Origin of the sequence: Dakarella massiliensis (genome assembly GCF_001182045.1) — a bacterium.
Taxonomy (GTDB): domain Bacteria; phylum Pseudomonadota; class Gammaproteobacteria; order Burkholderiales; family Burkholderiaceae_F; genus Mesosutterella; species Mesosutterella massiliensis.
Genome location: NZ_CVTY01000005.1, coordinates 102,545 through 117,797, shown reverse-complemented (window position 1 = coordinate 117,797; position 15,253 = coordinate 102,545). Strand labels below are relative to the sequence as shown.

Below are 15,253 nucleotides of genomic sequence, written 5' to 3'. Positions count from 1 at the left end.
TTTTTACCGGATCCGGTTTGGCCCTTCTGGTAAAGTATCTTCACATTTGACCATTCGGTTATAGAAATTTCAGGTGATCACCCCATGACAGAACTTATTAATGACAATCTTCTCAAGGCGTTGCAGAAGGAACCTGTTCCCTATACGCCGATCTGGCTGATGCGTCAGGCCGGGCGGTTCCTGCCGGAGTACCGGGCAACGCGCGAGAAGGCGGGGAGCTTCCTGAATCTGGCCCATTCTCCCGAGTACGCGACGGAAGTGACGCTGCAGCCCGTGGATCGCTTTGATCTTGATGCAGCGATTCTCTTCTCCGACATCCTGACGGTGCCGGACGCAATGGGACTTGGACTGAAATTTGTGCCGGGTGAGGGCCCGGTTTTCGAATCCCCGGTCCAGAGCGAGGAAGCGGTTGCGAAGCTTCATGTTCCGGATGTCGGAACCGACCTGAAGTACGTAACAGACGCGGTGTCGAGCATCCGCAGCACTCTCCAGGGACGGGTGCCGCTTTTCGGTTTCTCGGGAAGTCCCTTCACGCTGGCCTGCTACATGATTGAAGGCCGCGGCAGCCGCAATTTCTTCACCGTGAAGTCGATGATGTATCGCCGTCCGGATCTGTTCCAGAAGGTTATTTCCGTGAATGAGAAGGCGGTGACTGAGTATCTGAATGCTCAGATTGAAGCCGGCGCGCAGGCGATTCAGATTTTTGATACCTGGGGCGGCTGTCTCGCAGACGGGCTTTATCAGCAGTATTCACTCGCGAGCATCCGCAATGTGATCGCCAACCTGACGCGCGAACACGAGGGCCGCCGCGTGCCGGTCGTGGTCTTTACGAAGGGCGGCTCAGTGTGGCTGAAGGATATCGCCTCCTGCGGCGCTGACGCTGTGGGTCTCGACTGGACGATGAACCTTGCCCGTGCCCGCGAGGAGGTGAAGGACCGCGTGGCGCTCCAGGGCAATCTCGATCCGGCCGTGCTTCTCTCTGATGAGAAGACGGTGCGCGAAGAGGCTCGTCTTGTGCTCGATGCCTATGGTCCTGTCGGCCAGGGCGGTCACGTCTTCAATCTGGGCCACGGTGTTGACCTCAATACGCCGGTGGAACTCGTACAGGCACTCGTTGACGAAGTGCATCACTACAGCCGTCAGTATCACATCTGAAAACGATGACCGTTTCGGAGCAGTTCGCAAGAGTCATTGTTGACGTGCCGGGTCTGCCGGAGCTGGACTATAAGGTCCCGGCGGAACAGCTTCTTGCGGTCGGCGACATCGTCATGGTTCCCGTCGGGAGGCAGCAGAAGGCGGGGATTGTGACGGGGCTCAGGCCCTGGACCGATATTGAGAATAAAAGACTGCGGTCAGTGTCCGCGGTCCGCTTCGGCATTCCGCCGCTCTCCTCCGAATGGCTGTCGCTCACACGCTTTGCCTCGCACTATTACTGCAGAACGTGGGGTGAAGTCGCGATACCGGCGCTGCCCACCTTCTTCAGAAAGAAGCCCGGAGTCCGCTATCAGTCGTCTCTTGAAAAAATCCGGACACTGCCGGCACCGGGAAAGAATCCTGCTCCTGCACCGGTTCTGGATCTGAATCCAGAACAGAAGGAAGCGATTGAGGCGATCATCACGTCAAAGGGCTTCCAGACCTGGCTCCTGTTCGGGGTGACGGGTTCCGGGAAGACAGAGATTTATCTTCAGGTCATGCGCCGTGTGCTAGAGCAGTCGCCTCAGAATCAGGTGCTTCTGCTGGTCCCGGAAATCAATCTGACACCGCAGCTTGAAGAACGCGTCCGAAGCCATTTCGCGGATGAATCCGTTGTTGTGCTGAACTCTGACCTGCCGGACGCGCAGCGGGCGAGATCCTGGCTGGCTGTTCATGAAGGCCGGGCAAGGATTCTGGTCGGAACCCGGATGGCTGCGCTTGCGAGTTTCAGGCAGCTTGCGCTCATCGTGGTGGACGAGGAGCACGACCTTTCCTACAAAGGCGGCGACGGGGCTCGGTATTCCGCCCGGGATCTCTCCGTTAAGCGCGCCCAGAGTCTCGGAATCCCGGTCATTCTGGGGTCTGCCACGCCGTCACTCGAAAGCTGGTCCCGTGCGAGAAGCGGAAGCTACCGGCTGCTTACCCTGTCCCATAAGGCGGTTTCCAAAGCGGAGCCGCCGCAGCTGCGTCTTGTCGATACGAGGACGCTGAAGAAAGGAGAGGTCCTCTCCGAAGAGGTGAAGGAAGCTATCGGAGCCACGCTTCAGAAGCATGAGCAGGTTCTTGTTTATATCAACCGCCGGGGATTCTCTCCGGTGCTGATGTGCCCGTCCTGCGGCTGGAAGTCGGCGTGTCCCCACTGCTCTGCCTTTATGGTCTTTCATAAAGACACACGAAGCCTGGTTTGCCACCATTGCGGCTATACGCAGCGGGTTCCGGTACGCTGCCCGGGGTGCGGTGCGGCCGATATCCTCCCGGTTGGCATCGGTACCCAGCGTATCGAAGAGGAAATCGGAAAACTCTGGCCTGACGCCCGACGCCTGAGAATTGACCGCGATAATTTCAAGACCAAGCGAAGCACCGACAAAGCCTTTCAGGATGTACATGAGGGGAAGGTCGATATCCTGATCGGGACCCAGATGATCGCGAAGGGGCACGACTTCAAAAAGGTGAGCCTCGTCGTCATCCTGAATATTGACAGCCAGCTGATTTCGACTGATGTCAGGGCGCGGGAGAGAGCCTTCGCGACGATGATGCAGGTTTCAGGCCGCGCCGGGCGAGCGGGGCTGAAGAGTGAGGTGCTGGTCGAAACCGCTTTTCCGGATGATGAGATCTTTACCTTCCTCTCGCACCAGGACTATCAGGGCTTTGCGGACCAGATGCTGAAGATAAGGAAGCGGGATGGAGCGCCGCCTTTTGTCTATCAGGCGCTTCTCACCTCTGAGCAGAAAGAGCTGTCTCAGGCGCTTGCGCTTCTCAATCACGCAGTGGAAGCCGGGCTTGAAATTCAGTCGAAGCTTCCGGATGGGGGTGGAGTCGCGATTTATGATCCGGTACCGATGACGATCGTTAAAGTAGCCAATCGGAACCGGGCCCAGCTTCTGGTCGAAGGGAGGACCCATCGGGAGCTGCTGCAGTTCCTTCGGGCATGGGTTCAGGTGATCGGCCCCTGTTCGGGAGGCCCCCTCACGCTGGAGGTCGATCCGCAGCGGTATTAAAAAAGAGATTCGCAAAATTCTCCAAATATCCCTATAATTAACTTCTCTGTGCCTCCGTAGTGAAACGGATTTCACGCAGCCCTCCGAAGGCTGAATTGAAGGTTCGACTCCTTCCGGAGGCACCAGGTCACCTGAAGTCGTCTCTTCAATTTTCCCCTTATTTTTCAATGCTTTCTCTCAGGGATACGGCTGTATCCGGAATCTTCGTATCTGAAGGATTTATTCCAGCCGGAGTTTGGCTGAAAGGGATCCGTGAATTTCGTTAGACTCTACGAGCGTAATTCCGCATCAATGAGAATAAATTTCTGCAGGCCGCATGACTGAAAAAATGCCAGATCAAAAAAATACGGGAAAGAACCAGACAGACTTTGGCTTTGCTGAAGTAAAAGAAACCGACAAGGAAGAGAAGGTCCGCGAAGTCTTTGATTCCGTTGCGCCGAAGTACGATCTGATGAATGACGTGCTGTCATTTGGCATGCATCGGCTCTGGAAGCATCACACGATTGCCAAGGCGGGTGTTCAGAAGGGATGGAAAGTTCTTGATATCGCTTCCGGCACCGGAGATCTGGCGCTGAAGTTCGCTCAGAATGCAGGACCCGAAGGGGAAGTGTGGGCGACCGATATCAATCACGAGATGCTCAGGCTCGGCGCGCAGCGTTTCCGCCAGGAGGGAGTCAATTGCCGCGTGGCGCTCTGCGACTGCGAGCAGCTGCCCTTCCCGGACAACACTTTTGATGTTGTAACCGTCTCTTTCGGTCTTCGCAATATGACGCACAAAGACCGGGCGTTACGGGAAATGTGCCGCGTGACCAAACCCGGCGGACGCGCGATGGTGCTTGAATTCTCGCACTGTGACCGCTGGCTTGCACCTTTTTACGATTTTTACTCTTTTAAATTTATGCCTTGGCTAGGATCTAAGATAGCTGGCGATCACGACAGCTATGAGTACCTGGTCGAGTCTATCCGGCGCTTTCCGGCCCAGGCTGAGGTGGCAGAGCTCATGAAGACGGCAGGATTCTCCACGGTCACGTGGGAAAACCTGACGTTCGGCATCTGCGCTCTCCATATCGGCAGGAAAGCCTGACGTTGCAACTCACTGGTTTGGGCTCATTTTTTCTTAATTAGGAAAGGATATGAAGAAGTTTTTCCCCCTTGTGGCAGCAGGAATCATGGCGCTGGCTCTGGTCACCAATGCAGATGCGGCGCGGCGTTTCGGCGGCGGCGCGAGCTTCGGCCGTCCGGCCCCGGCGCAGATGGCCCCGGCGGGTACCGCTCAGCTTCCTCGTGAGCTTCGGCCGTCCGGCCCCGGCGCAGATGGCCCCGGCGGGTACCGCTCAGCTTCCTCGTAGCACTCCGCAGCCTCAGGCTGCTCCTCAGCAGCAGAGACCTGCTCCTGCCGCTGCTCCAACCCCGGCGGCTCAGCCGAAGCCGGCCAGCCCGATCCGTAACATGCTGATGGGTGCAGCCGCGGCGCTCGGCATCGCGGCTCTGACTCACTATCTGGGTCTCGGACCTGGTTTTGCCAGCATTCTGATGCTGATTCTGATCGCTGTCGTGGCGTTTGCCGTGCTGCGCTTCATTTTTGCCCGCCGTCAGACTCCGGTTCAGCGTTCCGCTGATTCGACCGGTACGCTTTCCGGCATGAATTATCAGCGCGAGGAGCCGCCGGCGGCTGCCCCTGCGCCTGCCGCTGAACCGGCGCCCGCTGCCGCTCCGGCCGCTTTCCAGAGCAATGCCCGTCCGGGTTCCGTCCTGGATGAGTTCTCTCAGAAGGCTGCTCAGAGCACGATCCCGGCCGGGTTTGATGAAACCGCTTTCGTCGCTGAATGCAAGAAGAACTTCACCCGGCTTCAGGATGCCTGGAGCACCGGCAACGTGCTGCAGCTGAGCGAGTTCTGCACGGATGAAGTCTTCACGGTTCTCACGCACCAGCTTCGCGACCGTAAGGGCGAAGAGCTGAAGATCGCGGTTGAGACACTCGACGCCAAGCTGCTTGGCGTGATCACGGAAGGCAGTGAGTATGTGGCCGCGGTTCACTTCACCGGCCGACTCAAGGTTTCCGGCGGCAATACGGATGAGATTGAAAACGTGAATGAAGTCTGGTCTCTCACCCGCCCGGTTGAGAACGGAAATCAGGGCTGGCTCCTCGCTGGAATCCAGCAGGTCGAAGCCTGATTTTCAGTACGTTTTTCAGCGTGCAGCCCGGCAGATTTTTCTGCCGGGTTTTTTCGTTTGAAAAAGAGTAAAAATATGCTGAGGAAACACAATGTTCTGCACGTTTTTTGATCGCTGCCATCCCCTCTTTTTTCACTCATTTCCTAAAGTTTGATCTCGATGAAACTTTGGGACATTTTTCGGGGCATTTGGGGCCTCAGCGGGTTCACATTTTTCGTGTGATTCTTAAAATCCACGCACGCTTTTATTAGGAATATTTTTTCCGGCAACTCTTCGTTTTTCACGGGGGATATGGGGCAATGTCTCTGATTGGTTTTGTAATGCTCTATATGGCCGTTTCCATCGGAATCGGTCTCTATGCCGCAACTCGCGTTAAAACGACGCAGGACTACGCTCTTGCTGGTCGTTCACTGCCGCTAGCCATGGTAATTACTGCTACGTTCGCTACGTGGTTCGGCTCTGAAACGGTGCTGGGTCTTCCCGGTCGTTTTATTGAGGGCGGAATTGCCGGAGTGATCGAGGAGCCGTTCGGCTCCGGTATGGCGCTTATTCTTGTCGGCGCGTTCTTTGCCGGCAAGCTCTACAAGATGAACCTTCTCACGATCGGCAGCTTCTACCGTCATCGCTATGGGAAGGGCGTAGAACTCGCGTGCTCGGTTTTCATCATCCTCTCTTACCTCGGATGGGTGGCGGCTCAGGTCTCCGCTCTCGGCCTCGTGCTGAACCTGGTGACGGAAGGTGCGATTTCGGTGACGCTTGGCATGGTGATCGGTACGCTGGTCGTGCTCCTTTACACGATGTACGGCGGCATGTGGTCCGTTGCGCTGACTGACTTCTTCCAGATGATTCTGATTGTCGTCGGTCTCGTGGTGATCGCTTTCGTGGCGGGTGACATGGCGGGCGGCGCGGATAAGGTGATCACCTACGCGAATAACCGTCATCTTTTCCACGCGCTTCCTGAAATGTCGGTTCACGGCTGGCTCTTCTGGATCTCCGCTGCCATGACGATGATGATCGGTTCCATTCCGCAGCAGGACGTGTTCCAACGCGTGATGTCCGCGAAGTCCGGGAAGATCGCTGTTGCCGGCCCGATTATCGGCGGCGTGTTCTACATCTTCTTCGCGATGGTGCCGATGTTCATTGTGGTGGCTTCGATCCTCGTGATGCCGGATGTGTCCGGCCGCATGCTCGCCGAAGACCCGCAGCAGCTTCTGCCGACGATGATCCGCGATTACATGCCGATGTGGCTCCGCGTCCTCTTCTTCGGCGCTGTGCTCTCGGCTGTGATGTCGACCGCCTCCGCGACGATCCTGGCTCCGTCGACCACCTTTGTGGAAAACGTGCTGAAGAACTTCACGCATATCAGCGAGAAGAACGAAATCCGCACGATGCGCGCCACAGTTCTGGTGTTCACGCTGCTCGTCCTCGTGTATGCCCTCTCCGTTGAAGGCACTGCGATTTATGACATGGTGGCCATGGCCTATCAGTTCCCGGTGGTCGGTGCTTTCTGGCCGCTCGTGATGGGCCTCTACTGGAAGAAGGCGACCCGCCTCGGCGCGATTTCGTCGATTCTCCTTGGCGGCGCGACCTGGATCATCCTCACGGTGACCCCGCTTGGCGAAGTCTTCCCGAGCGTGCTCGGCGGCTTCATTGTGGCCGGTATCGGCATGATCGCCGGTTCCCTGATCCCGGTGAAGTCCAACCGCCGCTATGTTGCCCTCTGGGCCCGCGAAAGCAAGCGCGTGGAGTATCGCGCTGTGACGGCCCGCTGAGACTGAGGGCCGGTCTCCGGCCCGTGTTCCGGCATCGAAAGGCGCCTTTCCATGGAGAAAGGCGCCTTTCTTATTTAGAATGTTTCCGATTGAGTATTCCGTTTTGGCTAGGGCGAATCGCTGAGACAGCTGAAACCGGAGTCAAGAGGGCCGCAGGACTGCGGGGTTGTTGAACCAGAAGAATGAAATCGGGAGCGGCGTCCGGCCGGTCTCCTGGGAAGAAAACAAATGAATATCGTGATTTTGGCGGCAGGCAAGGGTAAGCGCATGCATTCGGATCTGCCGAAGGTGCTCCAGCCTGTTGCCGGAGAGCCGATGGTTTCCCGCGTTATCCGTACCGCCTCCGCGCTGAACCCCGCCCGCACCGTCGTGGTGATCGGTCATGGCGGTGAAAGTGTCAGAGCGGCTCTCGCTGAGGTCCCAGGACTCCGGTTCGCGGAGCAGAAGGAGCAGCTCGGTACGGGCGACGCGCTTCGCTGCGCGCTTTCGGATCTGGATCCCGCGGAAAAGCAGACCCTTGTGCTTCTGGGCGATGTGCCGCTGATCCGCGCTGAATCGCTTTCGAAGTTTTGCGAAGCCACTGGAAACGGCGTCGGCATTCTGACGGTTGAGCTCGCTGATCCCACGGGGTACGGCCGCATTGTGAAGCAGAACGGCCAGGTGACCCGAATCGTCGAGCAGAAGGACGCGGTGCCTGAAGAGCTTTCGATCCGTGAAGTGAACACCGGCATCATGGTGCTTCCGACCGAGCGTCTCAGCGGGTGGTGCGGCCGCCTGACGAGCAATAACGCTCAGCACGAGTTCTACCTGACGGACTTTATTGAGTTCGCCGTGAGGGATGGCGTTCCGGTGACTTCCTTCCCGGTGAGCGACGAAGCGGAAGTGATGGGAGTGAACAGCAAGCGTCATCTTGCCTGCGCTGAGCGTGCCCTGCAGAAGCGTCTCGCGGAGGAGCTGCTTGACGCCGGTGTCACGCTGCCGGATCCGGCCCGGATTGATATCCGCGGCACCCTCAGGTGCGGACGCGATGTTTTTATTGATGTCGGCTGTGTTTTCGAGGGCGATGTGGTGCTCGGTGACCGGGTTCACGTGGGTCCCTACTGCGTCATCCGCAATACCCGGGTAGAGGCTGACACGGTGATTCAGGCGTTCACGCATTCTGACGGCGCTGTGGTCGGTGAGGAAGCGAAGGTCGGCCCGTTCACCCGTCTGCGTCCGGGAGCGGAGCTTGGGCGCGAAACCCATATCGGCAACTTCTGCGAAATCAAGAAGTCCACGATCGGCACGGCGAGCAAGGTGAATCACCTCTCCTACATCGGTGACACGACGATGGGATCCGGCGTCAATATCGGTGCCGGCACGATTACCTGCAATTACGACGGCGTGAATAAGTTCCGTACGGTGATCGGTGATGACGCCTTCATCGGGTCCGACACGCAGCTTGTCGCTCCGGTTGAAGTGGGGAAGGGGGCGACGCTCGGTGCCGGCACAACCCTGACCCGAAATGCTCCGGAAGGTAAACTAACTCTTTCCCGGGCCCGCCAGGTCACGATTGACGGCTGGCATCGTCCCGTAAAGAAATAAGGAACAAAGATATGTGCGGTATTGTTGCGGCTTCCAGCCGCCGGAATATCACTCCGATCCTGCTTGAAGGTCTGCGGCGGCTTGAGTATCGCGGCTATGACTCCTGCGGCATCGCGGTGATTGAGTCCGACGGCGCGATTCACCGGGCCCGTACGGTTCAGCGCGTCGCGAGCCTGATCCGTCAGGCTGATGAGGAAAAGCTTTCAGGCGGTGTCGGTATTGCCCACACCCGGTGGGCGACGCATGGAGCGCCTGAGGTCCGGAACGCCCATCCGATGATTTCGCACGACACGATCGCGCTTGTTCATAACGGCATTATTGAAAACTATGCCGAACTGAAGGCGGAGCTTGTGTCTGAGGGCTACGAGTTCACGAGCCAGACGGATACCGAGGTGATCGCGCATCTCGTCTATCGCTACTTTGAAGGCAATCTGCTCGACGCCGTGGCGAAGGCTGTGTCGCGTCTCCGCGGCAGTTTCGGTCTGGCGGTCTGCTGCACGAAGCAGCCTGACGTGGTGGTCGGTGCCCGACGCGGTTCTCCGCTCGTCATGGGGCTTGGAGATAAGGAAAACTTCCTCGCGTCTGACGTGCTCGCGCTCGCAGGCGTGACGGAACGGTTTATTTTCCTTGAGGAAGGCGATATTGCCGAAATCACGCCTGACTCCTCCCGGATTTTCCGCGCGACGGAAGACGGCCGCGCGGTTCCGGTTGACCGTGAGGTGAAGATCGTCTCGGCTCACGATAACGACGTGGCGCTTGGACCGTACCGTCACTATATGCAGAAGGAAATCTTCGAGCAGCCGCGCGCGATCGCTGACACCCTGGAAGGGGTGGCAGGCATCACGCCTTCGATTTTCGGAGCCAACGCGGAGTCGGTGTTCCGGAAGGTGCAGAGGATTCTGATTCTGGGCTGCGGCACAAGTTTCTACGCGGGACTCACCGCGAAATACTGGCTTGAAGCGATTGCCGGTATTCCGTGCGAAGTGGAGATCGCGAGCGAATACCGCTACCGTGTGTCAGTCCCCCATGAGGATCAGCTGGTGGTCTGTATTTCCCAGTCGGGGGAAACGTCAGATACGCTTTCCGCGCTGGAACACGCGAAGTCGCTCGGCATGCATATGACGCTCGCGATCTGCAACGTCGCGACGTCCGCTCTGGTCCATAACACCGAGCTCCACTACATCACGCGCGCCGGCGCTGAGATCGGCGTGGCTTCCACGAAGGCCTTCACGACGCAGCTTGCCGCGCTTTACCTGATGACGCTCGTCTTCGCGAAGATGCGCGGCCGCCTGACCCCGGAGGACGAGGTGACGCGCCTCGCGAGCCTCCGCCATGTGCCGGCAGCCATTCAGTCAGTGCTCGCGCTTGAGCCACAGATCATGGGGTTCGCTGATATCTTTGCTTCCAAGCAGAACGCGCTTTTCCTGGGCCGCGGGATTCACTACCCGGTGGCGCTTGAGGGCGCACTGAAGCTGAAGGAGATCAGCTATATCCATGCTGAGGCCTATCCGGCCGGAGAACTGAAGCACGGTCCCCTCGCGCTCGTGGACTCCTCAATGCCGGTTGTCACGGTGGCGCCGAATGACCGACTGCTTGAAAAGCTGAAGGCCAATATGGCCGAAGTGAGCGCCCGCGGGGGAGAGCTCTACGTCTTTGCGGATGCGGGCTCCTCGATCGATCCGAGCGACCGCATGCATGTGATCCGTCTCCCTGAGAATTACGGTGATCTCTCGCCGCTTCTCTACGTGGTCGCGCTCCAGCTCCTTGCCTACCACACTGCAATTGTGAGAGGCACAGACGTTGATAAGCCGAGAAACCTTGCGAAATCAGTGACTGTGGAATAACCCCGGCTGGATTTCAGACTGAATTGCCGTGTCCCGAAAAAAGGGGACACGGCTTTTTTGTTTTTAAGGGTTATTACTTACGCTTACAGTCTCAGTCAGAATTTAAACCTGCTTACAATGCTCAAAGTTATAACTGAGCGTTCGTTCAGTTTTTCTCGGCGCGCGGGGGCACTGTACCCTCTGAGATGCTCCCGGTAAGAAAACTGAGTTATTAAACGCTTGAATTCATTTAATAAACACTACTATAAAGAGTCAAAGTCGTGGGGATCATGCAAATGAAGGTACGACAGATATCCAAATTTACAGCCCTTGCCCTTTCCGTCATCGCCGCAGTGTCGATGACCGCTGGCTGCAGCAAGCAGTCCGCAGGGCCGGGAGCTGGGGCCGCCGCCGCGGCCGCGCACGCGGTGCCGGTTAATGTCGTGACAGTTGAACCGCATCCGGTGCAGGTTCAGGAACAGATTTCAGGCCGTACGGTGTCCTACCGGATCGCCGAGGTCCGTCCTCAGGTAAACGGCGTGCTGCAGAAGCGGCTGTTTACCGAAGGGCAGATGGTGAAGGCCGGTCAGCCGCTTTATCAGATTGACGCGTCGACCTATAACGCGAATGTGCAGAGCGCCAAGGCGTCTCTCGCCCAGGCTGAGGCTGCGCTTGCGCTCGCCCGCGCCAACGCGGCCCGTTCCGCAACCCTGGTGAAGGAAAACGCGGTGTCGAAGCAGGCGGACGATACGGCTCAGGCTCAGGTCCGCACCGATGAAGCTGCCGTGAAGGCTGCCCGCGCGGTCCTCACCAACGCCCAGATCAATGTTCAGTACACGTACGTCCGGGCTCCGATTTCCGGCCGCGTGTCGATTTCCGAAGTGACACCTGGCGCCCTGATGACGGCGTATCAGGCGCAGCGCATGACGGTGATTCATCAGCTCGACCCGATCTACGTGGATGTTCAGAGGACGAGCGCCGAGCTCCTGAAGCTGCGTGAGGAACTCGCTTCCGGCCGTCTGAAGAAGCTGTCTGACGGTTCCACGCCGGTGAAGATCATGCTTGAAGACGGCACGGTGTACCCGATCACGGGCAAGCTGACGTTCCAGGGCGTGTCGGTCGGCACGGATACCGGTACGGTTACGCTCCGCGCTGAATTCCCGAATCCGAAGGGCACGCTCCTTCCGGGCATGTATGTCCGCGCGGTCCTCCCGAGCGGCGATATTCCCCAGGCCATCACGCTGAACCAGCACGCGGTGATGCGCGATATGCGCGGCGATCCGTATGTCTTCGTCGTGAATAAGGACAACAAGGTTGAGCAGCGCGCGATCAAGACGAGCGCCGCAATCGGCGATCAGTGGCTCGTGAATTCCGGCCTCAATCCGGGCGACCGCGTGATCGTTGAAGGTATCGGCAAGGTCCGCCCCGGCGCGCTCGTCGCTCCGTCTGAAGGCTCTGCCGCTGCTTCCGCTCCCGCCGCCTCAGCTCCGGCTTCAGCTCCTGCCTCTTCCGCAGCCGCTCAGACCGCCTCGCATTAATCGACGGGGGAAATAGAAATGTCTCGTTTCTTTATTGACCGGCCGATTTTTGCATGGGTCATCGCGCTCGTGCTGATGCTGGCCGGCGCGCTGTCTATCTTCACCATGCCGGTGTCGCAGTATCCGCAGATCGCGCCGCCTCAGGTGACGGTGGTCGCGAACTACCCGGGCGCTTCGGCTGAAACGCTGCAGAACACCGTTACTCAGGTGATTGAGCAGCAGATGGTCGGCCTCGACGGTCTGATCTACATGAGCAATGAGTCGAACGGCACCGGCCGTATGTCGATGACGCTCACGTTTGCTCCGGGCACGAACGCTGATATCGCTCAGGTTCAGGTGAATAACAAGCTCTCCATGGCTGAAGCCATGCTGCCGGAAGCGGTGACCCGCCTCGGCATCCAGGTGCAGAAGTCCACGGCGAGCTTCCTCATGGTGGTGGGCTTCACCTCCGATGACGGCAGCCTGAATGAAGGCGACCTCGGTGACTATCTGGTGAATACCATTCAGGATCCGATCTCCCGTATTACGGGTGTCGGTCAGACGACGGTGTTCGGCGCCTCTTACGCCATGCGTGTCTGGCTTGATCCGCATAAGCTCTACGCCTACGGCCTCACGGCAACTGACGTGGTGTCCGCGATTCAGGCTCAGAACGCGCAGGTGACAGCCGGCCAGCTGGGCGGCCTGCCGCAGCCGAAGGATAAGCCCGTGGAGCTGAACGCGACCATTACGGCGCAGTCTCTCCTGAAGACCGTTCCTGAGTTTGAACGTGTCATCGTGAAGACGGCTTCTGACGGTACCGTTATTCGTCTGAGCGACGTGGCCCGCATTGAACTGGGCCGCCAGTCTTACGACGTGGTGGGTTCCTTCAACGGCGTGCCGTCCTCCGGTATCGCAATCTATCTGTCGGCCGGCGCGAACGCTATTCAGACGGCTGACGCTGTGAAGGCGAAGATCGCTGAACTGAGCCACTACTTCCCGCCGCACATGAAGGTGATCTATCCGTATGAGACGACGCCGTTCGTGAAGGCCGCCATGAAGGAAGTGGTGAAGACGCTGATCGAGGCAATCATCCTCGTGATCGTCGTGATGTTCCTCTTCCTGCAGAACTGGCGCGCGACGCTCATTCCGACGGTGGCCGTGCCGGTGGTGCTGCTCGGTACATTTGCCATTCTGAAGGCGACAGGCTTTACGCTCAACATGCTGACGATGTTCGGCCTCGTGCTGGCAATCGGCCTGTTGGTGGACGACGCCATCGTGGTGGTGGAGAACGTCGAGCGTGTGATGCGTGAAGACGGGACCGATGCCAGAACGGCAACGATCAAGTCAATGTCTCAGATTACCGGTGCGCTGGTCGGTGTGGCCATGGTGCTGTCCGCCGTGTTCATCCCGATGGCGTTCTTCGGCGGTTCGACGGGCGTGATTTACCGTCAGTTCTCAATCACGATTGTGTCAGCCATGCTGCTCTCAGTGATGGTGGCATTGAGTCTGACGCCAGCGCTCTGCGCTTCGATTCTGAAACCGATCGATAACAATCACCTGCATAAGGGCGGCTTCTTCGGCGCCTTTAACCGCGGGTTCGAGCGCGTGTCGACTTGGGTTCGTGATCTGGTGCTCTGGACGCATCACCACATCGCTCTGACGTTTGTCGGCTACGCCGTCATCTGGGCCTGCGTGATCTTCGGCTTCATGAAGTTGCCGGGATCCTTCGTTCCGGATGAGGACCAGGGATCTCTGATGTTCACGGTGCAGACGCCCGCGAGCAGCACGCAGGCGCATGTGAGAAAGGCTGAGGAGGCGATCCGCAATTACTTCCTCCAGAAGCGTAAGGATGTGACGGTATCTGTCTTCAACGTGGCAGGCTTCTCGCTTGCCGGCGGCGGCCAGAACATGGGCTTTGGCTTCGTCAAGCTGAAGGACTGGGCTGACCGTACGGCTCCGGGTACCGATCCTCAGACTGTCGCGCTGAAGGCGAATATCGCGCTCTCGCAGTACAAGGATGCGCAGATCATCTTCTTCGCCCCGCCGGCTATTCCGGAACTCGGTATCGCTGACGGCTTTGATATGTATCTCGAAGACCGCGGCGGTCAGGGCCATCAGAAGCTGATGCAGGTCCGTAACCAGTTCCTCGGCATGGCGAACCAGGATCCGAGACTGCGTCTCGTCCGTCCGAACGGCATGGAAGATACGCCTCAGTACAAGCTGGATATGGACCGGGAGAAGCTTCAGTCCTACGGTATTTCGCTGGATGCGGCGAACTCGGTGCTGAGCACTGTCTGGGGCGGTTCCTACGTGAACCTCTTCATTGACCGTGAGCGTGTGAAGCGCGTTTACGTGCAGGGCGATCCGGACTACCGCATGGCGGCCGCTGATCTGTCGCAGTGGTACGTGAGAAACAGCTCCGGAAGCCTCGTGCCGTTCTCGGCGTTCTCGATCGGCAGCTGGACCTCGGGTTCCCCGCGTCTGGAGCGCTTCAACGCGAATCCGGCTGTGAATATTCAGGGTAACGCGGCTGTAGGCGTTTCCTCCGGTACGGCCATGAAGGCGGTTGAAGAAATCGCGAGCAAACTTCCGAGCGGGTTCTCGATCGAATGGAACGGTGTTTCCTATCAGGAAAAAATGGCGAGCCAGGCGGCTGCTCCGCTTTACGCACTGTCTCTGCTCGTCGTGTTCCTCTGCCTTGCCGCACTGTATGAATCCTGGACGATTCCGATCTCCATCATTCTCGTGGTGCCGACAGGCGTACTGGGCGCACTCGCGATGACGGCGCTCCTTGGAGGTCACAACGACGTGTACTTCCAGGTGGGCATGCTGACAACAATCGGCCTGGTGTCTAAGAACGCCATTCTGATTGTGGAATTCGCGAAGATGCTTTACGACGCGGGTGAAGACCTGATAACAGCGTCGCTCGACGCCGTGAAGCTGCGCTTCCGCCCGATTGTGATGACGTCACTCGCCTTCGGCCTCGGCGTTGTGCCGCTCGTGCTCGCGCACGGTGCCGGCGCCGGTGCTCAGAACGCAATCGGTATGGCTGTGCTCGGCGGCATTATTACGGGCACGATCCTCTGCGTGGGCTTCGTTCCGATGTTCTACGTGGTGGTGAATCGTCTCTTCCGCACCCGCCGCCGTCAGCTGCCGGAAGATGTTAAAGCGAATGTTCAGGAGAAGTAATT

At 58.4% G+C, this 15,253-nt stretch carries 9 protein-coding genes and 1 tRNA gene; all 10 read left to right on the top strand.

Going from position 1 to position 15,253, the window contains the following annotated elements; translation table 11 throughout:
- Positions 1-84 precede the first annotated feature (84 nt).
- The 10 genes from hemE (at position 85) to BN1936_RS02170 (ending at position 15,251) form a co-directional block, all read left to right on the top strand.
- On the top strand, positions 85-1,155 hold the full coding sequence (gene hemE / locus BN1936_RS02220) for a uroporphyrinogen decarboxylase (protein WP_022442733.1): 1,071 nt from the start codon (positions 85-87) through the stop codon (positions 1,153-1,155).
- A 5-nt stretch (positions 1,156-1,160) separates the two neighbouring features.
- Positions 1,161-3,191 carry a replication restart helicase PriA gene (gene priA, locus BN1936_RS02215; protein ID WP_049686548.1) on the top strand — a complete coding sequence of 677 codons (2,031 nt, stop codon included), beginning with the start codon at positions 1,161-1,163 and terminating at the stop codon, positions 3,189-3,191.
- Between the two features lie 50 nt (positions 3,192-3,241).
- A tRNA-Arg gene (locus BN1936_RS02210) sits at positions 3,242-3,316 on the top strand.
- 203 nt (positions 3,317-3,519) lie between these two features.
- Complete coding sequence (ubiE, locus tag BN1936_RS02205; protein WP_086936870.1) at positions 3,520-4,275, top strand: bifunctional demethylmenaquinone methyltransferase/2-methoxy-6-polyprenyl-1,4-benzoquinol methylase UbiE; 756 nt, start codon at positions 3,520-3,522, stop codon at positions 4,273-4,275.
- 200 nt (positions 4,276-4,475) lie between these two features.
- A complete protein-coding gene (locus tag BN1936_RS02195) occupies positions 4,476-5,366 on the top strand; it encodes a Tim44 domain-containing protein (RefSeq protein ID WP_157274770.1) in 891 nt (296 codons plus the stop codon).
- Between the two features lie 299 nt (positions 5,367-5,665).
- Entirely contained in the window at positions 5,666-7,138 is a 1,473-nt protein-coding gene (locus BN1936_RS02190; protein ID WP_022444207.1) for a sodium:solute symporter family protein, read from the top strand.
- Positions 7,139-7,366: 228 nt separating this feature from the next.
- Entirely contained in the window at positions 7,367-8,722 is a 1,356-nt protein-coding gene (gene glmU, locus BN1936_RS02185; protein WP_049686545.1) for a bifunctional UDP-N-acetylglucosamine diphosphorylase/glucosamine-1-phosphate N-acetyltransferase GlmU, read from the top strand.
- Positions 8,723-8,733: 11 nt separating this feature from the next.
- Positions 8,734-10,566, top strand: coding sequence for a glutamine--fructose-6-phosphate transaminase (isomerizing) (gene glmS, locus BN1936_RS02180; RefSeq protein ID WP_022444209.1), 1,833 nt, complete (start codon positions 8,734-8,736; stop codon positions 10,564-10,566).
- A 275-nt stretch (positions 10,567-10,841) separates the two neighbouring features.
- A complete protein-coding gene (locus tag BN1936_RS02175) occupies positions 10,842-12,083 on the top strand; it encodes an efflux RND transporter periplasmic adaptor subunit (RefSeq protein WP_049686544.1) in 1,242 nt (413 codons plus the stop codon).
- Between the two features lie 18 nt (positions 12,084-12,101).
- Complete coding sequence (locus BN1936_RS02170) at positions 12,102-15,251, top strand: efflux RND transporter permease subunit (RefSeq protein WP_022444211.1); 3,150 nt, start codon at positions 12,102-12,104, stop codon at positions 15,249-15,251.
- The last annotated feature ends 2 nt before the right edge of the window (positions 15,252-15,253 follow it).